20 protein-coding genes are annotated in these 20,462 nt (G+C 61.0%); 11 read left to right on the top strand and 9 right to left on the bottom strand.

Features of this window, described 5'->3' with window-relative positions; all coding sequences use genetic code 11:
• Together AC1DD7_RS00985 and AC1DD7_RS00980 are read right to left on the bottom strand one after the other, a co-directional pair.
• Window positions 1–1,503 (bottom strand): CoA-acylating methylmalonate-semialdehyde dehydrogenase, encoded by a 1,503-nt coding sequence (locus AC1DD7_RS00985; RefSeq protein WP_477513417.1) that lies wholly within the window; start codon window positions 1,501–1,503, stop codon window positions 1–3.
• A gap of 209 nt (window positions 1,504–1,712) precedes the next feature.
• Window positions 1,713–2,618: a LysR family transcriptional regulator gene (locus tag AC1DD7_RS00980; protein WP_477513416.1), complete on the bottom strand. Its 906-nt coding sequence runs from the start codon at window positions 2,616–2,618 to the stop codon at window positions 1,713–1,715.
• 205 nt (window positions 2,619–2,823) lie between these two features.
• On the opposite strand from AC1DD7_RS00980, the gene AC1DD7_RS00975 reads away from it, so the two are divergent.
• From AC1DD7_RS00975 to AC1DD7_RS00965, 3 genes are all read left to right on the top strand, one after another.
• Window positions 2,824–3,996: an acyl-CoA dehydrogenase family protein gene (locus AC1DD7_RS00975; protein ID WP_477513548.1), complete on the top strand. Its 1,173-nt coding sequence runs from the start codon at window positions 2,824–2,826 to the stop codon at window positions 3,994–3,996.
• Window positions 3,997–4,071: 75 nt separating this feature from the next.
• Window positions 4,072–4,653 carry a carboxymuconolactone decarboxylase family protein gene (locus AC1DD7_RS00970; RefSeq protein ID WP_477513415.1) on the top strand — a complete coding sequence of 194 codons (582 nt, stop codon included), beginning with the start codon at window positions 4,072–4,074 and terminating at the stop codon, window positions 4,651–4,653.
• 5 nt (window positions 4,654–4,658) lie between these two features.
• A complete protein-coding gene (locus AC1DD7_RS00965; protein WP_477513414.1) occupies window positions 4,659–5,558 on the top strand; it encodes an RNA polymerase sigma-70 factor in 900 nt (299 codons plus the stop codon).
• 304 nt (window positions 5,559–5,862) lie between these two features.
• Here AC1DD7_RS00965 and AC1DD7_RS00960 read toward each other — a convergent pair whose 3' ends face one another.
• Together AC1DD7_RS00960 and AC1DD7_RS00955 are read right to left on the bottom strand one after the other, a co-directional pair.
• Complete coding sequence (locus tag AC1DD7_RS00960) at window positions 5,863–7,179, bottom strand: aspartate aminotransferase family protein (RefSeq protein WP_477513413.1); 1,317 nt, start codon at window positions 7,177–7,179, stop codon at window positions 5,863–5,865.
• 77 nt (window positions 7,180–7,256) lie between these two features.
• Complete coding sequence (locus tag AC1DD7_RS00955) at window positions 7,257–7,868, bottom strand: TetR/AcrR family transcriptional regulator (RefSeq protein ID WP_477513412.1); 612 nt, start codon at window positions 7,866–7,868, stop codon at window positions 7,257–7,259.
• Window positions 7,869–8,032: 164 nt separating this feature from the next.
• On the opposite strand from AC1DD7_RS00955, the gene AC1DD7_RS00950 reads away from it, so the two are divergent.
• From AC1DD7_RS00950 to AC1DD7_RS00935, 4 genes are all read left to right on the top strand, one after another.
• Window positions 8,033–9,049 carry a phosphotransferase enzyme family protein gene (locus AC1DD7_RS00950; RefSeq protein WP_477513411.1) on the top strand — a complete coding sequence of 339 codons (1,017 nt, stop codon included), beginning with the start codon at window positions 8,033–8,035 and terminating at the stop codon, window positions 9,047–9,049.
• Window positions 9,050–9,183: 134 nt separating this feature from the next.
• Window positions 9,184–10,686, top strand: a complete 1,503-nt coding sequence (locus AC1DD7_RS00945) for an APC family permease (protein ID WP_477513410.1) — start codon at window positions 9,184–9,186, stop codon at window positions 10,684–10,686.
• Entirely contained in the window at window positions 10,680–11,447 is a 768-nt protein-coding gene (locus AC1DD7_RS00940; protein WP_477513409.1) for an SDR family NAD(P)-dependent oxidoreductase, read from the top strand. The genes AC1DD7_RS00945 and AC1DD7_RS00940 overlap by 7 nt, the downstream gene beginning before the upstream one ends.
• A gap of 34 nt (window positions 11,448–11,481) precedes the next feature.
• Window positions 11,482–12,294, top strand: a complete 813-nt coding sequence (locus AC1DD7_RS00935; protein ID WP_477513408.1) for a MoaF C-terminal domain-containing protein — start codon at window positions 11,482–11,484, stop codon at window positions 12,292–12,294.
• Between the two features lie 380 nt (window positions 12,295–12,674).
• On the opposite strand, the gene AC1DD7_RS00930 is transcribed toward AC1DD7_RS00935, so the two are convergent.
• Entirely contained in the window at window positions 12,675–13,061 is a 387-nt protein-coding gene (locus AC1DD7_RS00930) for a winged helix-turn-helix transcriptional regulator (protein WP_477513407.1), read from the bottom strand.
• Window positions 13,062–13,141: 80 nt separating this feature from the next.
• On the opposite strand from AC1DD7_RS00930, the gene AC1DD7_RS00925 reads away from it, so the two are divergent.
• Entirely contained in the window at window positions 13,142–13,552 is a 411-nt protein-coding gene (locus AC1DD7_RS00925; protein ID WP_477513406.1) for a RidA family protein, read from the top strand.
• Window positions 13,553–13,660: 108 nt separating this feature from the next.
• Here the strand turns inward: AC1DD7_RS00925 and AC1DD7_RS00920 are convergent, their stop codons facing one another.
• Both AC1DD7_RS00920 and AC1DD7_RS00915 read right to left on the bottom strand, forming a co-directional pair.
• Window positions 13,661–15,178, bottom strand: a complete 1,518-nt coding sequence (locus AC1DD7_RS00920) for a sensor histidine kinase (RefSeq protein ID WP_477513405.1) — start codon at window positions 15,176–15,178, stop codon at window positions 13,661–13,663.
• Window positions 15,175–15,885, bottom strand: coding sequence for a response regulator transcription factor (locus AC1DD7_RS00915; RefSeq protein WP_477513404.1), 711 nt, complete (start codon window positions 15,883–15,885; stop codon window positions 15,175–15,177). Before AC1DD7_RS00915 ends, AC1DD7_RS00920 begins: the two co-directional genes overlap by 4 nt.
• A gap of 169 nt (window positions 15,886–16,054) precedes the next feature.
• Between AC1DD7_RS00915 and AC1DD7_RS00910 the strand changes: the two genes are divergently transcribed.
• Entirely contained in the window at window positions 16,055–16,561 is a 507-nt protein-coding gene (locus tag AC1DD7_RS00910) for a hypothetical protein (RefSeq protein WP_477513403.1), read from the top strand.
• 55 nt (window positions 16,562–16,616) lie between these two features.
• Window positions 16,617–16,832 carry a cold-shock protein gene (locus AC1DD7_RS00905; RefSeq protein WP_477513402.1) on the top strand — a complete coding sequence of 72 codons (216 nt, stop codon included), beginning with the start codon at window positions 16,617–16,619 and terminating at the stop codon, window positions 16,830–16,832.
• A 159-nt stretch (window positions 16,833–16,991) separates the two neighbouring features.
• Here the strand turns inward: AC1DD7_RS00905 and AC1DD7_RS00900 are convergent, their stop codons facing one another.
• Both AC1DD7_RS00900 and AC1DD7_RS00895 read right to left on the bottom strand, forming a co-directional pair.
• Window positions 16,992–17,735 carry an SDR family NAD(P)-dependent oxidoreductase gene (locus AC1DD7_RS00900; protein ID WP_477513401.1) on the bottom strand — a complete coding sequence of 248 codons (744 nt, stop codon included), beginning with the start codon at window positions 17,733–17,735 and terminating at the stop codon, window positions 16,992–16,994.
• Between the two features lie 89 nt (window positions 17,736–17,824).
• On the bottom strand, window positions 17,825–19,162 hold the full coding sequence (locus AC1DD7_RS00895) for an MFS transporter (protein ID WP_477513400.1): 1,338 nt from the start codon (window positions 19,160–19,162) through the stop codon (window positions 17,825–17,827).
• Window positions 19,163–19,545: 383 nt separating this feature from the next.
• Between AC1DD7_RS00895 and AC1DD7_RS00890 the strand changes: the two genes are divergently transcribed.
• Complete coding sequence (locus tag AC1DD7_RS00890) at window positions 19,546–20,364, top strand: IclR family transcriptional regulator (RefSeq protein WP_477513399.1); 819 nt, start codon at window positions 19,546–19,548, stop codon at window positions 20,362–20,364.
• The last annotated feature ends 98 nt before the right edge of the window (window positions 20,365–20,462 follow it).

The following is a 20,462-nucleotide window of genomic DNA, read 5'->3' as shown; positions in this document are numbered from 1 at the left end:
TCAGCTTCCGGCAGGCATGACGAAGCTGGCGCCCCCGCGGATCCCCGACGGCCAGCGGCTGGTGACGGTCTTGGTTTTTGTGTAGAAGCGGAACGCATCCGCTCCGTGCTGGTTAAGGTCGCCGTAGCCGGATGCCTTCCAGCCGCCGAAGGTGTAGTACGCAATGGGAACCGGAAGCGGAACGTTGATGCCGACCATGCCGACTTCGACTCGGCTGGAAAAGTCGCGGGCCGCGTCGCCGTCGCGCGTAAAGATTGCAACGCCGTTGCCGAATTCGTGCTCGTTGCACAGGCGCAGTGCTTCGTCGTAGTCCTCGGCGCGGACGACGCTCAGCACGGGGCCAAAGATCTCCTCCTTGTAGATGCTCATTTCGGGCGTCACGTGGTCGAACAGGGTGGGGCCTACCCAGAATCCGCCCTCATAGCCCTCTACGGTTGGTTCACGCCCGTCCACCACCAGGGTGGCTCCTGAATCCTGGCCGGCGGCAATGTAGGACTCGATGCGTTCCTTCGCTGATGCAGCAATGACCGGACCGAAGTCGCTGGCCTTATTCATGCTGTGGCCGACGGTGAGTTTGTTGATGCGCTCTTTGAGCTTGGCAACCAGCGCGTCGGCCGTCTTTTCGCCCACCGGCACAGCAACTGATATCGCCATGCAGCGTTCGCCCGCGGAGCCGTAAGCCGCGCCGATCAAGGCCTCAGCGGTCATATCCAGATCGGCGTCCGGAAGGATCACCATGTGGTTCTTGGCTCCGCCGAAGCACTGGGCACGCTTGCCCTGTGCGGCGGCCGTTGCGTAGATGTACTGAGCGATCGGCGTGGAGCCAACGAAGCCAATTGCTTTGACGCGCGGGTCCTCAAGGAGGGCGTCAACGGCTTCCTTGTCGCCGTTGATCACGTTGAATACACCGTCAGGCAACCCGGCTTCGGTGAGCAGCTCCGCCAAACGCAGGGGGACGGAGGGATCGCGTTCGGAGGGCTTGAGGACGAATGCATTGCCGGCAGCCAATGCGGGGCCGGCCTGCCACAGCGGGATCATCGCAGGAAAATTGAAGGGGCTGATGCCCGCGACGACGCCGAGCGGCTTGCGCAGGGAGTGGACGTCGATTCCCGTCCCGACGCTGTCGGAGAACTCACCCTTCAACAACTGCGCAGCCGCTCCGGCTGAGAATTCCACGACCTCAAGGCCACGCTGGATGTCCCCCTTCGCATCGGCAAAGGTCTTGCCGTGCTCGGATGAGAGCATTTCCGCGAGCTCGTCCAGATGTTCATTGACGAGTGCCACAAACTTCAGCAAGATTCGGCCGCGGCGCTGCGGGTTCATCGCTGACCATTCCGCGTGGCCTTTTTCAGCATTGGCCACAGACTCGCTTACCTCTGCGGGGGTGGCAAGCGGGACATGTGCCTGCACCTGTCCGGTGCAGGGGTCAAAGACGTCGCCGAAGCGCTTGGACGTGCCCTCCGTGCGTGTTCCGCCGATGTAGTGCGTGAGTTCGTTGACCATGAAATGCTCCTTTGCTTCTGGATCACTGGCCTCGGTTCCGTGGCTGGGTGATCCATCATCTGGTCGAAGGTCTGGGGGATTCCAGCTTTCTGCTGGGCCGTTGATTCAGCGTCCCACCGCCTCAACGGTGCGAACAAGCGCAGTTAAAGCAGATGCCATGTGCATACGTGCACATGGCATCAGCGATGGGTCGGCTCTTGTTCCGGCCTTTAAGCCATCAGCTCGTCTTGGCGGCTGCGGACTTCCGACAGAACGGCCTTGATGACGGCCTGCACGGCAGGGGAGCGAAGTGATTCTGGTCTGGCCGCGGCCCAGAAACTGAGCCGCCGTTCAAAACCATGCGGCAGTACGGGGACAAAACCGGGTAGTCCATAGACCATGAAGGAGGGCAGGAGGCCGATTCCGCCGTTATGTCGAACCGCCTCCAGCTGGGCAAAGAGGCTTGTTGCCTGAAAGTTTGCCGGACTCTCTGTCAGGGTTTGCGACCTGTGGCCTATTTCAACAACTTGAAGAACGGATTCCACGTAGGAGACGAAGCTGTGGCTTTGGAGTTCTGGAAGCGTTTGGGGCGTCCCGCGCTCCTTCAGGTAATTTGGGCTGGCGTAAAGGCGGAGGACGTAGTCGGCCAGGAAGATTGTTTCCGTTCTCCCCGCCTCCACGGCGCCTGCAACAATCTCCAGATCCACGCCCGACCGGTTCCGGCTGAGTTTGCGTGTGGCGTTGAGCATTTCGACCCGTAGCAAAGGGTTTCTGCGCTGAAGCCGTACGAGTGCGGGCGTCACAAACATGGGTCCGAACACGTCAGGGGTGCTGATCCTCACCAAGCCCGAAAGGGATTCGGACGTGCGCTCCAAGCTGGCCGTGAGGCCTCCCAAGCTTCGCTCAACGCCCTCCGCCGCAGCGACCGCCTTTCGTCCCAACTCGGTTAGCTCCCATCCATAAGGCGTGCGCTCCAAGGTGCGGCCGCCCAGGCGCTTATCCAAGGCGACGATCCGCCGCGAAATGGTGGTGTGTGTGGTGTCCAGCGCTTCAGCGACTGCGTTGAACCTGCCCAAGCGGGCAACAGTGAGCAGGACGAGAAGATCGTCTGCGCTTGGAAGTCCCTTAAATTCCACATTCGCCTCCTGTGCATCAACGCACACTATGTCTGCCAATTCAGGCATCTACTAGGACTTCCTAGTATCTACTAGGAAGTCCTAATATGTAGTCCCTGGTGCGTTTCTGCTGTCAGTAAGCCCAGCCAAGCTACTCCTGTCAAGGATGAAGGGACACATGCTCGTGAAACTGGAAGAAAGTGTTCGCAACCGGCCCGACCCGGCGATGCCCGCGATAGAGCCGCCTTTTCCTGACGCAGACCTGATGTATGTCTGGGATCTGCTCTCGGCCACCGAGCGTTCGCGGCTGTTGGACATCCGTAACTTCCTTCAGGAACACGTCCGGGAAGCTTCCATTGACTACTGGAACAGGGAGGAGTTCCCGCTCGAGCTACTGGCCATGCTCGGAACTTACGGTCTTGGAGGTTTGCAAACCGACGGAACGTCAGTCCTGTTTAAGGGGCTCGTATATGTTGAGGTCGCACGAGCGGACGTCTCACTGTCAGCTCTGGTTGGCATCCACAATGAACTCATCGTGGGCATGCTGGATGCCTTGGGGTCGCAGGACCAAAAAGACCGTTGGCTCCCTGGCCTGACCTCATTCCGTCAACTCGGTGCCTTTGCCCTCACCGAGCCGGACCATGGCTCGGATATTGCCGGCGGACTTGAGACTACGGCCCGCTTCGACGACGGCGAGTGGGTCATCGATGGCGCCAAGCGCTGGATAGGCTCGGGTACTGTTGCTGATTTCGCTCTGGTGTGGGCGAGGGATGTCGCGGATGGGCAGATCAAGGGCTTCATTGTTGAGACGGATCGTCCCGGATACTCACCCACGAAGATCTGCAACAAGATCGGTTTGCGGATCATGCAAAACGCCCACATTGAGCTTCGCTCCGTCCGGATTCCCGAAGCAAATCTCCTTCCGGGAGCCACCGACTTCTCCAAAGCAAACGACTTGTTGCGGGATTCCCGGGCTTGGGTTGGCTGGCAGGCCGCTGGCATTCAACTTGCAGCATTTGATATCGCCCGCGCTTATTCCTTGGAGCGAATGCAGTTCGGTCGGGAACTCGCAAAGTTCCAGCTGGTACAGCAGCAGTTGTCCGAGATCCTTGGAAATGCCACAGCATCCCTTGGATTAATGGCGCACCTCGCGAGGATCCAGACTGAGGGAAAGCTGGAGATGGCCCAGGCCGCCATGAGCAAGGCAACCACCACCCGGATGGCAAGGGCTTCGGTGGCCATGGGCAGGTCCCTGCTTGGTGGAAATGGCATTAGCACTGAGTACGAAATGGGCAAACTGCTGGGGGATGCGGAGATCCTCTACACCTACGAGGGGACATACGAGATCAATTCCCTGATTGTCGGACGTGCCGTCACCGGCAAATCCGCCTTCGTCTGAACTCGACGTGTCACAGATCGGGCCCGGGCGGTGTCTTCATGTCGTAGGACCCAGAACCGACCCGTAGGAGGAGTCATGACCAGCAGGATCCCGACCGCAGAGATCACCGGTTTCTACGGCGCACTCATTAAGAAGTTCAGCGCGAAGATGTTCGGCAAAGTCCCTGAATCGCTGGGCGTCATGTGGCACAACCAGCCCGTTCTCAAGGCATCCATGGGCTTCGGACAGAAGCTGCAGAGGTGGAACAGCTGCGATGAGTCGCTGAAGTCCTACGCTCACATGGCCGTGGCCTCGTTCATCGGCTGCAGCTGGTGCCTGGACTACAACTACTTCATGGCGCACAACCACGGCCTGGACCTGGAGAAGGCTCGGCAGATCCCGTGCTGGCGTGAGTCCGACGTCTTCACGCCGCTGGAGCGGGACGTCCTGGAGTATGCCGAGACCATGAGTGCCACGCCCGTCTCGGTGACCGACGAACTGTCGGCCCGGTTGCTCGGGCAATTGGGCGCGCCAGCGCTGATCGAACTGACCAGCGTCATCGGCTTCGCCAACCTCACCACCCGCAGCAACGTGGCCCTCGGCATCGAATCCGAGGGTTTCGCGGAGTCCTGTGAGCTGAAGCCGCTCGCAGCACGCAGCGGCCGCGGAGTAGCCTGAGCGGCATGAGCAACCTCCGCGCCACTGACAGGCAGGATCCATTCGTTACCCACCGCAGCCTGTTCTTCACTGTCGCCTACGAGATACTCGGCTCCGCCGCGGATGCGGAGGACGTAGTGCAGGAGGCCTGGCTCCGGTGGGCCGAACTGGGCCTCGACGTCCGCGCGGGCGTCCGCGACCCGCGGGCCTACCTCGTTCGCACCGTCACCCGGCAGGCGCTCAACCGCCTCCGCACGCTGTCACGACGGCGGGAGGATTACGTCGGGGAATGGCTGCCCGAGCCCCTGCTCACCGTGCCGGATGTAGCCGAGGACGTGGAACTGGCCGAAAGCGTCTCGATCGCCATGCTCACGGTTCTCGAATCGCTCACCCCTGTGGAGCGGGCCGCCTTCGTCTTGCGCGAGGTTTTCGACGTGCCCTACGAGGAGATTGCCGAGGCCGTGGGCAAGTCAGCGGCAGCCGTGCGCCAGCTCGTCAGCCGGGCGCGCTCTCATGTGGCCGCCCGGCGGCCCCGCATGCGCGTGGACCGCACCGAGCAGCAGGAAGTCGTCGAACGGTTCCTTGCGGCGGTCACCACCGGGGACGTGCAGGGCTTGATGGACGTGCTGGCCCCCGACGTCGTACTCATCGCTGACGGCGGCGGCGTCGCCCAGGCGGTTCGGGTGCCGGTGTATGGCGCGAAGAAGGTGACAAATCTGCTGCGGTCCTTCCCGCAGGCCGCGCTCAACCCGAAAATCGCTCTGCTCTGGCTCAACGGCGGCCTCGGCATCCGGATCGACGACGAAGCAGGCGGTCCGTCACTCATCAGCCTGGTTGTGGAGGACGGCAGGATCGCAAGGATCTTCGCCATGCGAAACCCGGACAAGCTCGGCTACTTGGAGGAGGAGACCCTGCTGGCGCGTTAGCTGCTCAGACCCAAGTTGTTCAAGCTGCTTTTGCCTTCACAGCGCGGATTGTGTGCTTGCTGCCGACCATTTCATGTCCGACAACTTCGATCACTGCGGACAGTGCAACCAGCCCGAAAACAGTGACTAATGCGAGTACGTCGCAGGGGTTATCCGGATTGATGTGGGCCTCGGAGCCGGCGACGGCACCGAGGATGATTGCTGCGGCCAGCGGAATGAGGGTGACAATCAGCAGTGGAAGGTGCGTGAGGTCAAAGGACTTGAGGTCAGCAAACCGGGGCTGAAGGGAGAACTGGCGAGATGATTAGGACAAGCTGCCGAGTGACAGTTCGAGCTGTTCGAGCAGTATGTCGGCGTGCTCCTTACCGAATACAAGTGGCGGACGCATTTTCAGGACGTTGTCATGGGGTCCCACACGACTGATGAGCACGCCGCGTTCACGCATGTCCTCGATGAGGATTTTCGTCAGGCCTGGGGCAGGGGTGCGGCTGCCGTCACTTTCTATGATGTCTATTCCGAAGAACAGGCCGCGCCCCCTTACGGAGCCAACGTTCGCGTTGCCTTGAGCGATGTTTTCGAGGCGGGCACGAATGTGCTCACCCAAGTGGCCGGCTTTGGCCATCAGGTCTTCCTGTTCCATGAAGCGCAGCACGGCCAGTCCGGCGGCGGAAGAGACAGGGCTTCCTGCAAAGGTGTTGAAGAACATGTTGTTCTGGCCGAATTCGTCGAGCAGTTCAGCCGTGGTGACTACGGCGCCGATAGGATGTCCATTGCCCATGGGTTTGCCCATCGTTACGAGTTCGGGTTCCATGCCGAACATTTGGTAGCCCCACATGCCGGATCCGGTGCGGCCGAAGCCCGATTGCACCTCGTCGGAGATGATGAGGCCTCCTGCGGCACGGACGCGGGCGGCGACGCCCTCGATGTAGCCGGCGGGCAGCTGCAGAAGCCCCTCGGTGGAGAAGAGGGGGTCAAAAAGGAATGCAGAGACGCCGTGCCCCGTGGCTTGAAGTGATGCGATGGCGGCGTCAACGTCAGACAAGGACTGCTTAAGCAATGCGGGCACGTCGCTCTCTGCAACGCCGTGAGTGTCGGGAATCCGGAGGGGCCGGACATGGGAACCGAGTGGTTCGCGCACCGTCAATCCCGTTGTCAGCTCGGCCAGACTGGTGGTGTTTCCGTGGTAGCTGAAATCTGAAACCAGCACGCCGGTGTTCCCGGTGTGTTGTCGTGCGATCCGCAGGGCGAGCTCGTTGGCCTCCGATCCGCTGTTGGTCAGGAACAGCCGTTCCAGAGCGCCGTCGAAGGTGCCGAGCAGGGCTTCTGCGTATTCCACTACACGGTTGTTCAGGTAGCGGGTGTGCAGGTTGATGGTCAGCAGCTGTTGGTAGATCGCGTCAGCCACGGCGGGGTTCGCATGGCCCACGTGTGGAACGTTGTTGTAACCATCAAGGTAGATCTTGCCTTGCGCGTCGGTCAGCCAAACGCCAGAGCCGGAGACCAGTTCCAGCGGCTTCTCGTAAAAAAGGGGGGAGTGCGGGCCAAGTGTGGCGTATCGGCGGGCCAACAGGTCCTTGCCTGGCTGCTGCACCTGGGACTCAGTCTTAGTTTCCGTAGTCATGGCTGTCTTTCTGGCGCCTGCCGACCTAAGCCGGCCGCGTTCTATTCGCGTTGAAGGTTGAGTGGGGATGACTGGTTCTATGCCGGTTTTGTGAGGAGGCCTTCGACGAGCAGTTTTACGGCGGCTATCTGTTGCTCGGCGGTTCCGGGTGTCACGGCGGCGCGGGCGCCCGAGGCTCGAATGGCTCCCGACAGGGCCGTGGCCAAGGCATCACTGTCGGAGCCTTGGGGCAATTGACCTGCAGCGAGGGCCGTGGACAGGTCGAGTTTGATCAGCGCCTCGAACGACTCGGATGTCCGCCGCACACCGGAAAGAACAGGTGTGACGTCCGGCCCCATAAGGCCGTAGAAGCGTCCTGAAGGACTACTGGTCATTTCCACGTAGGCCCGTGCCAAAGCTGATATGCGGCCTGCTGTGTCGCTTGCTTCGTCGCGAAGCTCCAGGCCTCGGGCGTGCACGGCGTCTGCGACCCGCAGGTACACTTCCCGGACTACATCATCTCGCCCGCCGGGAAAATGCGCGTACACAGTCCCCCGGGAGAGTCCAGCCCGCTGGCTGACTTCTTCGAGGGCAAGCCCGGAGTAACCACCCTCGCCCAACATCTCAGCCGCAGCGTCGAGAATGTCTGATCGCGTCCGAAGCCGGTTGCGCTCACGCAGCGACAGTTGCTTGTCCGTTTTCAGGTCCATGCGGTTATCCAACCTTCCCAAGGCCATCCATTGTCTTGCTTATTCAATAATGACACATGTCACACAAAAACTAAACACACTGTACTGTTGCCAAACTGTGTGTGCAGGATTTAGCTTTAGGTATGACCCCGCTCACAACCGGGCTCAGGAAGCAGGAAATCAGCATGAGGACAGAAGCAGCAATCCGAACAGTCAGGGGAGCGCTGGAGCAGTATGGTTTTGATCCAACAGCCCCCATTGAACTAGTCAAGTACCGGGAGAACTACGTTTTCCGGCTCACATCTGACTCCGGGGACAGCTATGCCATCCGCCTGCATCGGGCCGGATACAGGACTGATGCGGAGATCAACACCGAGCTTGCCTATCTGCACGCGCTGGCTGAGCACGGGCTAAGCGTGTCCCAGCCGGTTGCCACCCTCAAAGGTGACTTCGTATGCGTAGTTACGGCTGACGATGGCACCGTTTTCCAACTGGACGTCTTGCGTTGGGTGGAGGGTGGAGTGCCCTTGGGTGACATCAGTGAAGCGATGGCGGGGGAAAGCTCGCTTGATCCGGCAGTATTCCGCCAGTTGGGCGTCCTGACCGCTGAACTGCACACATGCACTTCCATGATCGGCCGTGTCGAAGCGTTCCGGCGCCAGGCATGGGATGCCGACGGGCTGGTAGGTGACTCGGCCCAGTGGGGTAACCCGTTGGCGCTTCAGAGCCTGGGTCCAGAGGGCGAATCGCTCCTGGAATCCGGGGTGGAGAAGCTGCGGCAAGACCTGGTGGCCCTTCCAAAGTCTGTCGATGTTTACGGGGTGATCCACGCGGATCTGACTCCCGAAAACGTTCTGGTCGGACACGACGGCCAGATGGTTTTGATCGATTTCGACGACTTCGGTGAGGGTTGGCACCTCTTCGATCTGGCAACGATCATGTTCTTCTTCCAGCCGCACCCCCTTTACGAGAACTACCGCCGAGCTCTGCTTGAGGGCTACGCCTCGGCCCGAGCCTTGCCGGACGGACTCCTCCAGTCCTGGGACTCCATGCTGCTCTCGCGGGGCTTGACCTACTTGGGCTGGGCATCCACGCGCAGAGGTGACGAAGCTGCAGAATTCATCGTCGAACGCGTTGTTCCGATGGTCCTTGGACTCGCCCGAAGCTACATCTCCAAAAGCTATACGTCTGCAGCCTCCTAACCATCCTTCCCCGGGAAATCTCCGGTCAGGCGGCCTGTCTCCCCACGCCCGTGCAGCTTTCCGGCTCTCCGGCGGGTACCCAGTTGTACCAAAAAGCACGACCTTCGCTCGTTCATCTCCCAGGAGTAAACCCCGTGAAACCTCAATTCCCAGAGCAAGGCACCGCCGGCACCGAGCTCTCTTCCAATGCCTTGGGCGTAGGAGGCATCGTTTTTCTGGTTCTGGCAGCGGTAGCCCCGTTGACCGGCATCATCGTTATCGCAACACTAGGCATTGCCCTCGGCAACGGAGGGGGCATGCCCGGTGCGTTTCTCATCGCAACCCTGATTTTGCTGCTCTTCGCTGTCGGCTACGCACAAATGGCCAAGAAGCTGGTCAGTGCCGGAGGGTTTTACGCTTTCGTCGTCAAAGGCCTCGGCCGTCGCATGGGCCTTGTGGCAGGCAACATCGCCCTGCTCGGCTACAACTGCTTTGTGGCTGGAGCTATCGGCACGTCCGGCTTCTTCACCGCCACAGTCATCAAAGAACTGACAGGACTGGACCTGCCGTGGTTCGTCTGGAGTCTCATCACTGTGGTGCTGATCTTCTTGCTGACACGCCGAGGCATCGATTTCAGCGCAAAAGTGTTGGGCGTCTGCCTGGTCCTGGAGGTGTCCATCCTCCTGATCCTGGACTTCAACGTTCTGCTCACGCACGGGTTCTCATTTGAAGCGCTGATGCCCCAGGCAGTGTTCTCGGGATCACTGGGACTGGCCTTGCTCTTCGCAGCCAATTGCTTTGTCGGCTTCGAAGCAACGGGCTTGTTCAGCGAGGAAGCCCGGGACCCTCACCGCACGATCCCGAAAGCGACGTATATCGCCATCTTGTTCATTGGCGCTTTCGCTGCATTCACGACGTGGGCCATCGTCAGCGCCCTGGGTGTCGCCCAGGCACAGGACACCGCCATCGAGCACTTGCCCTCAGGTGACCTGGTCTTCATGCTCTCCAATCAATACCTCGGCGACACCCTCACCAAGGTCATGATGGTCCTGCTGCTGGTCTCACTCTTCGCTGCGCTGCTGGCACTCCACAACTCGGCCGCCCGCTACATCTACGCCTATGGCCGCGTCGGAATTCTGCCGAGAGCCCTCAGCCGCACACGAAGCTCCAACGGATCCCCCCAGAACGCCAGTGCCGCGCAGCTACTTTTCGGCACGGTGGTTGCGGGAATCTACTACGTGGCTGGTTTGGACCCCATTACCGCCCTGACCGCCTCAATGACGGGGTTCGGCACCTTGGGAATCCTGACCCTTCAAATGCTTGCCGCGGTGGCCGTGGTCGTCCACTTCCGCCGCAACAGGGATCCAAGGCTCTGGAAAACCCTGGTAGCCCCGAGCCTTGGAGCACTCGGGCTTGCCCTGATCGTGCTGCTGGCGATTCTAAACTTCACCACACTGGCCGGTTCCGACAATCCCATCATCGGCGCGCTGCCGTGGCTGCTCGTTGTTGCGGTTCTCACCGGACTCGCAACTGCGCAGTGGCTCAAGTCCCGCAGGCCTGAGATTTACCACGAGCTGCTCAGCGACATGGAGCACTACGACAAAGCGCATCGCGACCTCGCCGATGCCACCAGCACATCTGGACCCGGCTCATGGTAGACCTCGGACTAGCGGGCCGGCGGGTCCTGGTCACCGGCGGAACGTCGGGTATCGGGATCGCAGTGGCCGATGCCTTCGCCGGAGAAGGGGCCAACGTAGGCATTGTCGGCAGATCGTCCAAAAGGCTCTCGACGGCGGTGGACGGCCTACGTGCAAGACATCCCCGCGTAACCATCGTCGGAGAATCCTGTGACATTTCCGACGAGTCAGCTGTACAGTCCGCCACAAACGACCTGGTGTCACAATTGGGCGGGTTGGATCACCTTGTCAGCAGCGCCGGCATCTCAGGATCCCTCGGCAGCCCTGTGGATCAGGTTCCGGCCGAGGAGTTCATGGAGGTCCAACGGACCAATGTCCTGGGCCCGTTCCTGGCCATCAAGACAGCGTTGCCCTATCTTCGCGAGGGGACGGGTGCGACATATACGCTCATCGGCAGTGACTCCGGCTTCGTCGCTGTGCCAGGCATGTTGGCTTACAACGCATCCAAGGGCGCAATCGTCCAGCTGACCCGGGCTTTGTCGACGGAACTCTACAATGACGGCATCCGCGTCAACAGCGTCTGCCCGTCAATCGTGGATACGCCAATGGCCCGCGACGGCCTGGGCATTGACTCATTTGAGGACGCCGAATACCCCGTCAGTAAGCCTTCGGATGTTGCCTGGCTTGTGCTCAGTCTTGCATCCCCTCTCTCCGGCCCTGTCAACGGTGTCTCCCTCATGGCTGACTACGGCTACCACGCACGATCGTCTTTTCCTGCCTGAACGACTACCGCAACCACCACGAAAGGATTTCATTTTGAACACCACAACAACGCCCGAGTTTATTTCCGTCGGCGCCCTGGGTGAGGGTTTCGCCGTTAACAACAACATTCTCGAGGCCAACGAGGGCCTGAACGGCAAGGACTTCACGCTCCATTTCCTCGGCGGACGCACTCACGAGTGCCGGATCTCGAACAGCCAGACACTGGTCTGGGACGGCCGGGAGCAGGACGCACGCGTCACCTCCGTCAGGGAAGGCATCTACTTCGTTGATTTCCTCATGGGCGACGATTTCCTCGTGGGCGACTCGGTCAAGAAGTCAGTGAGCCTCGTACTGGACAACAACAGCGGGCAAGTGACCCTGATAGAGGGAGCACTCCCTGACGAGCAAGCCACCTCCATCAGTGCCTACGACAGGGCACGCCAAGGCACGGAACTAACCGGAGTTGAAGCAGCCATTCTTCACGGCTCAGTGGGCGGGACGCAAGGCGGAACCGCGCACGCCCCCACCACCGAACTGATCGGGCTAAGGAACCGCTACCACTACAGCCCCGAAGAAGTGTATGAACACGTTTACCTGAACAACAACTTCTACACGTGGCACTGCATCAAGGGCTCAGAAGCCGGTCTGGGTGACACCGACCGCTGCCACTACATCAAAATCGCTGAGGCTCTGTATCTGTTCGTCTGGCGTGAAAAGATCGTCCCCACCCTCGGCGTCATTCTCATCGATATGAACCGACTAAAAACCGACGGCAAGATCTTTGGGTACAACGGCTTCGACTTCTCCAGCTACACAAACTTCCCCGTGGGTGCCATCACGGAAGTAGTCAACGTCACCACTCACTAAGGCCACCTATCGTCATCATCTTGGAGGAAGCATGTCTGAACAGAACCCGCCGGAACGAGGCAATAGCTGTCACCGGGGAAGATCACCGCCGTCGGGTCCGACCGCAGGATCGGACTCCTGGAGCCGGCTGGCCTCGAGCGCGGCGCGGAGAATGCTCATCGGCTCATCCCAGCGGCCATCGCCAGCGGGAAGCGCGGTGTGTCTAGCTTCGCTCCTGTAACACCAAGGATCCAGTCCTCTGTTTCAGGTCTGAGTGTAAAAGAGGCGTCGAGTGCGTCGTCGACGACGTCGTCGACCTCGGCTTTGTCACCTTAGCTGGCGTCGATGTCTGCAGTGGGGCGGTTCGATGGCTCTACGGTGTCCCACAGAGTCGCCCACCGTCAGGTGTCTTCGGCCAGGTCCTGGACGTCGAAGGTCTCGCGGGCCTGTTCGATGTGGGGCATGTGCGCTGCGGCCCATTCCAGGAGCACGTCGATGGGGTGGCGGAGTGTCTTGCCTAAGGGTGTGATGCGGTACTCGATCGCGACGGGGCGCGAGCTGAGCAGCTCGCGTTCGATGATGCCGTTGCGTTCGAGGCGACGCAGCGTCGCCGTCAGGGACTTTTGCGACACGGATGGGATCGCCCGTCGCAGTTCGCTGAACCGGCATGGCCGCTCGCAGAGTTCGTTGAGCACGCTCAATGACCACTTGTCCAGAACTTGATCGAGCAATTCCCGGTGCGGGGTGCTGATCTCCAGAGGGTCAGCATGGCTGGTGGTATCCGGCATGAAACCTGGTCTCGTTGAAGTGTCCTGCATGTACCAGGTATCAAAGATATACCAAGTTCATTTCTTTTGTAAGGAGTCTCATGTCTGTTCAGCGTTTCAGCCCGGAAGGCTTGATGCAGCCCGCCCCGTACCACCACGTCGCCGTCGGCACCGGCACCCGTCACGTTCACGTCGCCGGACAGATCTCGCGCCTGGCCGATGCCACGCCCGTCGCCCCGGGGGACCTGGCCGGCCAGGTCGCGCAGGCTCTGCGCAATACCGCGATCGGGCTCGCCGGAGCTCAGGCGACCTTCGACGACGTCGTGCGTTTGACGTTCTACGTCACCGCCTGGGCTCCCGAGAAGATCACCGCTCTCATGGACGGTATCGAAAGTGTCGCCGCAGAGATCGGACTGCCCACGCCGATGCCGCCGACCTCGCTGATCGGCGTCGAGTCTCTGTTCGAGCCCGACGTGCTCGAACAGATCGAAGCAACCGCGGTACTGGATTAGCAGCACCGGGTACCCGAACCGCCGCGGGCTATGTGGAGCCACGGTGCAGAGTGTTCCCGTCCGTGCGCCCCGTGGCACTTGGCGCCGGAGCGCCAGTAGCCTGAGTGCCTACAAGGCGTCCCCCGGTGAGGTAGCGGACATGCGAGGGACCCGGATGCAAAAGCAGGCACCGTCGTCGGGGAAGTGGGTGGCTTCTGCGGTGAGGGTGAGTCCCATGCGTTCTGCGAGCCGTGCTGCGATGGAGAGGCCGAGGCCGCTACCGGTGGGGCGTTGTCCGTTGTAGCGCTGATAGAGGACGCCGCGGTCGAAAGCGACGGCGGTGTCTTCGGCTGTGAGGCCCGGGCCGCTGTCCCGCACCTCGATGACGATCACGTTGGAGGTGCCAGGGAACTGCTCAGGGGATTGCGCCAACCCGGCGGTTGTGGGGCGCTCTTCGACCCTGACGCGGAGGATGAGCGGTTTCCCGCGCGGGGTGACGCGCAGTGCGTTGCCCACGAGCCCGTCGATGATCTGGCGTAACCGTTGCGCGTCCGTAACAACCAGCAGGGGTTCACTTGTGGCTGCTTCCGGCAGCTGGAGCGTCAGTTCCACCCCGGCCTCCGTGGCTGCTCCCTGCCATGTCCGCTGTACTTGTCCCAAGAGCGCTGCGACGTCGACGGGTTGGAGGTCCAGGGTGAAATCGTCCGTTTCCAGTCGGGCCAGTGCGAGAAGGTCACGGACAAAACCATCGAGACGGTCCGTTTCCGCGGAAAGTGTGCGCCCTATCCGGGAGGTGTCCTCCGGCGGGATCAGCCCGTCCTCGAGGGCTTCGGCGTAGCCGCGCATGGCAGTGAGTGGCGTCCGGATCTCGTGGGAGATGGACAGTAGGAATTCACGTTGCCTGCCTTCGCTGGCCAGCAACGCGTGATCCAGGGTGTTGATGGCTTCTCCCACATCGCGCACTTCAGTAACTCCGGCCGGGTCAACGCGAACGGTCCGTTCGCCGGCAGCCATCCGCCGCGCGGCTGCAGCAGTCCTGACGAGGGGGCCGGAGAGACGCCGGGCAAGCAGTGTTCCGGCAAGCACCGCGATTAACAGCCCGGCCGCAAGGGCCAGCAGTGTGCGTTGGAGGAGCTGGGAGGAGGCGGCGTTCACATCGTCCAAGGACCTGCTCAGCACGATCCCCCCGCTTCTGGGGAGGGCCCTTGCCTCCACAAGGAGTTGGGCACCGTCATGGACAACTGTCGCGGACACTTTGTGGCCGGCAAGCACTTGTTGAATGTCGGCTGGCCCGAGAAGCTGTGTGGCTGGCCCCCGGACCGTGCCGGTGGCGGTGATGGTGGACAGTTCGTAGGTGTCCGGTCCAAGAAGGTGCCTCTCGCGAAGGTCCAGCGCTTGGGAGGCAACGGGTGCCGCGGCGAACGCGTCGGCTTGGCGGAACAGCTGCTGTCTGGCCTGCTCAACCGCCGCGGATCGTATCAGTGGGTAGGCGGTGCCACCGGTGACCAGTACCGCCAGGACAGCCACCGCGGCGGTAACGAGCGTGATTCGTCCTGCCAGTGAGCGCAGCCAACCCGACGCCGGATTCCGGTTTTCGCGGTCAGTGTGACCCTCAAGCCCCCCGTTACCAGCGTCATGGATTTTCACGTGAGGCCGCCATCGACAGAGTATCCAACCCCTCGCAGGGTACGGATGGGGCTGTCATCGCCGAGTTTGGAGCGAAGCTGGGCTATATGCACGTCCACGGTCCGCCCTCCCGCGTAGCTGGCCTGCCCCCAGACCGAAGACAGAAGCTGTTCACGGCTGAACACTCTGCCCGGGCTGGCCATCAAAAAGGCGAGCACGTCGAATTCCCTCGCAGTCAGCTCCACCGCTGAACCATCGATGCTGACAGTGTGACTGCCCTGGTCCAGGGTCACGGAACCAACCCGCAGGACACCTCTGCCGGGGGCGCCCGCGCTTCGGCGCAGGACCGTCTTGAGCCTGGTCACCAACTCCCGAGGTGAAAACGGTTTAGTCATGTAGTCGTCTGCGCCCAGTTCCAATCCCAAAAGCATGTCCACCTCCTCGTCGCGGGCAGTGACAAAAATGATGGGTGTCCAATCCTCCTGGGTGCGCATCCGACGGCATACCTCGATTCCGTCGATGCCAGGCAGCCCGACGTCCAACACGACAGCGACGGGTCGAAGACTTCTGACCCGCTCCAGCGCGCCTTCACCGGTGGGTTCAACGTGTACGCCGAACCCCGCTTGACTCAGATACAGCCGTTCCACGTCGGCGATCGCACGCTCATCTTCCACGATCATCACGAGACCACGGGACGGTGTCGCATCGGGAGTCGATGGTTGGTCCATGCTTCCATTGAACGCTCTGTTGTGGTCGGCAACGCGGCAAGGGCCCCATACTTTACCGTCCCCTTACATTCCCCGAACCTGTCCCGGACGTCGGCAGGCGATAGTGGAACGGTCAGGACCCATCCTGGCCCAACCCACCGGGGTCCCAACGGATCACTCAGGAGCAGTCATGAACAACAGGCGAATGCCAAGTGGAGACGTTATCCGTCGATGGCGGATGCGCGGCGCCGCCGTGGCGACAGGTGCTGTCCTTCTCGGGGGAGCAGCAATTGGGGCAACAGCTGCCTCGGCAGACGGTCAGAGCCCATCCCCTTCTCCAAGCGCGTCATCCTCAGCCTCGACGGCGGGACAAGACAGCGCGAGCCACGCTAAACATCCATTTGCCCGAGCCCTACCAGCCGTGCTGAGGGTCAGCATCCGGGCCGAGGCCGGCTTCGGGGACAAAGCCCACGAGGTCGCTTACATCTTGATCCACCACCCCAAGGCGTTCAGCAAACTCCCCGCAAATCTGCAGACCGACCTGAAGACCTTGGAAGCAGCCCCGGCATCAGAGCGCGACGCCGATGCCTCAAAAGTCAAGGACACCGCCCTCAACGGAGGTTACGGCGAGCAGATACAGAAACACGCAAAAGACATCCAGGCGAAACTGGCCCAGGCACCAGCAAAGTCCCAGTAGAGGGCTTAGGTCAGCGAAATCCAAAGGCTCAAGTACGGCAACGATGGAGCATGAAATGGCGACTGGTACGGTCAAATGGTTCAGCACGGAAAAGCGTTTCGGGTTCATTGCCCCCGACGACGGCTCAGGTGAGGTTTTCGCCCACTACTCGGCGATCGTCAGCGGCGGGTACCGCTCGTTGGAAGGGAACCAGCGTGTCCAGTTCGATGTTGTACAGGGCTCCAAAGGACCCCAAGCGGACAATATCCGTCCAGTGGGGTGGCCGCGATAGCCAAGTTCCGTCCTTCCGGAGCTTCACTCAATGCTGCCGGTGGTAGTTTGCGGTTATGGTGAATGCCCTCGCGAGCGCGCTGTCTCACCCGAACGTGTACGAATGCCGGAAGACGTCAGCGTAGTGGGCTTTGATGACCGTCCACTGTCCGAGCTCTGGTCAGGCGGTGGTTGCTAAATCAAGTCCGGTATGTCCTGCCAGTTTCTCCACTAGCTCACGTTGAAACTGGCCGCTGAGGGCAGCCCGGTGCGGGTGGCGTGGCTGGCGGTGGTACCAGTATCCGCCTGAACGCGGCGTGATTTCAGCTTCGTCAGCAGTGGCCAGCCATTCTTGGGTACGGTGGCCTTCGTTGAAACTGTCTGGAGCAGAAGTGCCGCCCATCCGCGTCGGTACCCAACCCGGGTCCACTGCATGAGAGAGCATGTTGGGATGGAAGTCGGCGATAGCAAACGCCAGTGCCGTGACGTAGAGCTTGGAGTTTTCGTATGGTCGAGGCCTGCTTTCGGGGTGGGAAAAGTCGACCATGTCCAGGTCAGTCGAACCGGACATGTGCATTGAACTGCTAAGAACAATCAAACGACCTGGAGCCGCCATCAAAGACGTGAGTACGAAGGGGGCGACGACATTAACTGCGAATACCTCGGGGCCATTAAGGACTCCGGCGTTATGGATCACGGCGTCAAATACCCCGATATCGTTCGCTCGCGCTGCCAGGCTGGCTGTCTCATCCAAGTCCGCGAGGTCACCGTAGATGACTTCGCACATGCGATTGCGGACGTTGTGATCGATGTTTCGCACGGAGTTGCGGGCGTGCAGAACAACGTCATGTCCCGCCTCTGCCAAGCTGGTCACAGTCGCTAGTCCAAGGCCCGAGGAAGCTCCTGTGACGAGGACTAGACCCATGTCCCACGCTCCTTTCATGTAATTCACGCCATCGCACGACGTGGCTCAGTGTGACGCCCGGCCACCAGCCCAGGGTTACTCGATGGGCTTTAGTGCGTGAAGCCTGCTGCGGCTTCGGTGAGGGTTTTGCCCTTCGTTTCCGGGGCCAGCCACTGTGATAGCCCGGCGCCGAGGAGGGCGACTCCGGCGGCGATCAGCATCGTGGGGCCGGCGCCGAGTGTCTGCATTGACATCGGGAAGAGGAAGATGCCGATGCCTGCTCCGACGCGGCTGACTGCGGCGGCGAAGCCTGTTCCGATTCCGCGGATTTCCGTGGGGAGGACCTCGCCCGGGTAGACGCCAGTCAAGGTGGTGTACATCGCGTTGACGAACGAGAAGACCAGGAAGAGGATGAGCACGACAGGCGCCGGAGCGCCAGCCCACAGGCCGATGACTGCGAGGACGACGGCGCACAGCCACTGCGGCGGGACGGTCAGTACGCGGCGGCCGGCCTTGTCGATCAACAACACTGTGACGACAACGCCTGCCAGGGCAACGGCGGAGAGACCGACTCCACCAGCAAGCCCGCCGGAGAGGCCGTATTGCGTCAAAACGCTGTCGGCGAAGGTGGCGATCGCGAAGTAAGGTGTCACCGCGCAGAACCAGAACCCTGAGATGAACAGGGTGGCCCGCCAGTACTGTTTGTTGAACAGCATCCTGAAGTTGCCCTTGCGGACGTCCTCGTGCTGGACGTCGTCGAGCGCGTCCTCGGGCATGTACTTGACGGCGAGAGCGCGGGCTTCGTCCTTGCGGCCTACGCTCCAAAGCCAGCGCGGCGACTCCGGAAAACCGAGCCGACCCAGGAATATAGCCACCGCGATGAAGGTGCTGGTGCCGAGGATGAAGTGCCAGCTCAGGCCGGTGTACTCGTTCAGCAGGTAACCGACCAGGAATGCGATCATGAAGCCGGCGTACCAGGCGATCAGCGTAGCGCCCAGGAGTCGGCCGCGCAGGTGGGCGGGGGCGAACTCACTCATCATGGGCCATCCAACCGAATACTCGGCACCGATCGCCATGCCCATCAGCAGGCGTACGACGAACAGCCATACAGGTGTGTCGATGAAGAACTGCATGCTTGAGGCGACCGCGAAGAGGGCGATGTCCAACATGAAGATCGGCTTGCGGCCAAACTTGTCGGCGGCCCAGCCGCCAAGCGGAGAGCCGACAAGGATACCGATCAGGGCTCCGGCGGCGATCAGACCCTGCCAGACCAGATCGAGCTGCAGGTCCTCGGCCATCCTGCTGGACACCGGACCGATGATGCCCAGAATGTAGCCGTCCAGGAACATGCCGCCGATCAGGACGGTGACCATCCTGATCATGAAGCGCCGTTTGCTCGTCGATGAGGCGACGCTGTGAGGGGCGGCGGTTTTGTCTATGGCTGACATTTTGTCACATCCCCGCCGCTGGGGACATGGGTTCCGCCGTATTCGCGGCACTGAGAAGTTGGCAATGGAACATGTTTGACCTCCCGGTCACTGAGGGGCTGGGCGTGCAATGAGCAGTGGGGCGATATGTGGGGATCCGAGTTCGGATGCCGAGGCTCGAACGTTCAAGCCTTGAACGTCGTATTCAAAATATGACACAAATCACAGTGTCGGTCAATGCCTGGATCGAAAGGGCAAATCTTGAAATGGGATGTTGACAGGGGTGGAGGGGAGCCGCAAGATTTGAATATGACGTTCAGCAAATGAACGTACCGTCGGATTGCCTGAATGGTTGCCACATCGCTGACAGGAGGTCCGCCACGTCCATCGAAGCGGGAGTGCGAATGGCATCGCTATTAAACCAGCAAGAGGAAACGCCAGTAAGCGACGACGCCTCGAGTGTCCATGAGCCCTTGGGACAGACCAATAGTTCCGTCGTCAAGGCAACAGTTCTGTTAAAGAACCTGGGCCACCACCCGCAAGGCATCACCGTCACAGAACTCGCGCGGGCAGGTAGCATGTCACGGCCAACAGCCTTCCGCTTGCTCTTGAGCCTGGAGCAAACGGGCTTTGTGCAGCGCGAGGACAATCGGTACATGCTTGGATGGCAGATAGCCCGCTTGGGCTCACTGGTAGATCCCTATGCCGGTGCGGTCGGCAAAATCCAGCCCATACTGAACAAATACGCAGGCATTCACAATGAGACATTCAGCTTCGTCATGGTGGATAGCGATGGCGCGCACAAGGTGATCGCCGAAGCCTTGGGGGCGCGTTACCTCAGCGCATCGCACCAGTACCTTGGGGGAATCTATCCCCTGCACGCCAGTGCCACGGGAAAGCTGATTCTCGCCGAACAGAGCGACGAAAAACTGGCCAAGGAACTGCCGGAGACGCTGGACGCCCACACCCCGTACACCATCACCAGCCGCAACGCACTCCTGCAAGAACTGGGCAAAGTCCGCACGCAGGGGTACGCAATTCTGGACAGCGAGCTCGAAGACGGCCTGTTTGCGGTCGGCTGCCCCGTCCGAAACTCCACCGGCGAACTCATTGGCGTAGTAACCATCAACGGACCCACGCAGCGCCTTAAATCGCACCGTTTAGCCGAAACCATCGACGAAGTGCGACAGGCCGCCGAACAGGTAGCCGCAGCACTTGGTTAGCCTGCAGCAAGGGGCTGTCTAAACCAGACCTTAAGGCTCGACGTCGGCACGAACTTCAGTGTCGACGTCGTGTCAATCGCGGGGCTTTCTGCCGACTG

This window comes from Paenarthrobacter sp. 10L412, from assembly GCF_056395565.1.
Note: the sequence above shows the minus strand (reverse complement) of the source record. Positions and strands in the feature narration are given on the sequence as shown.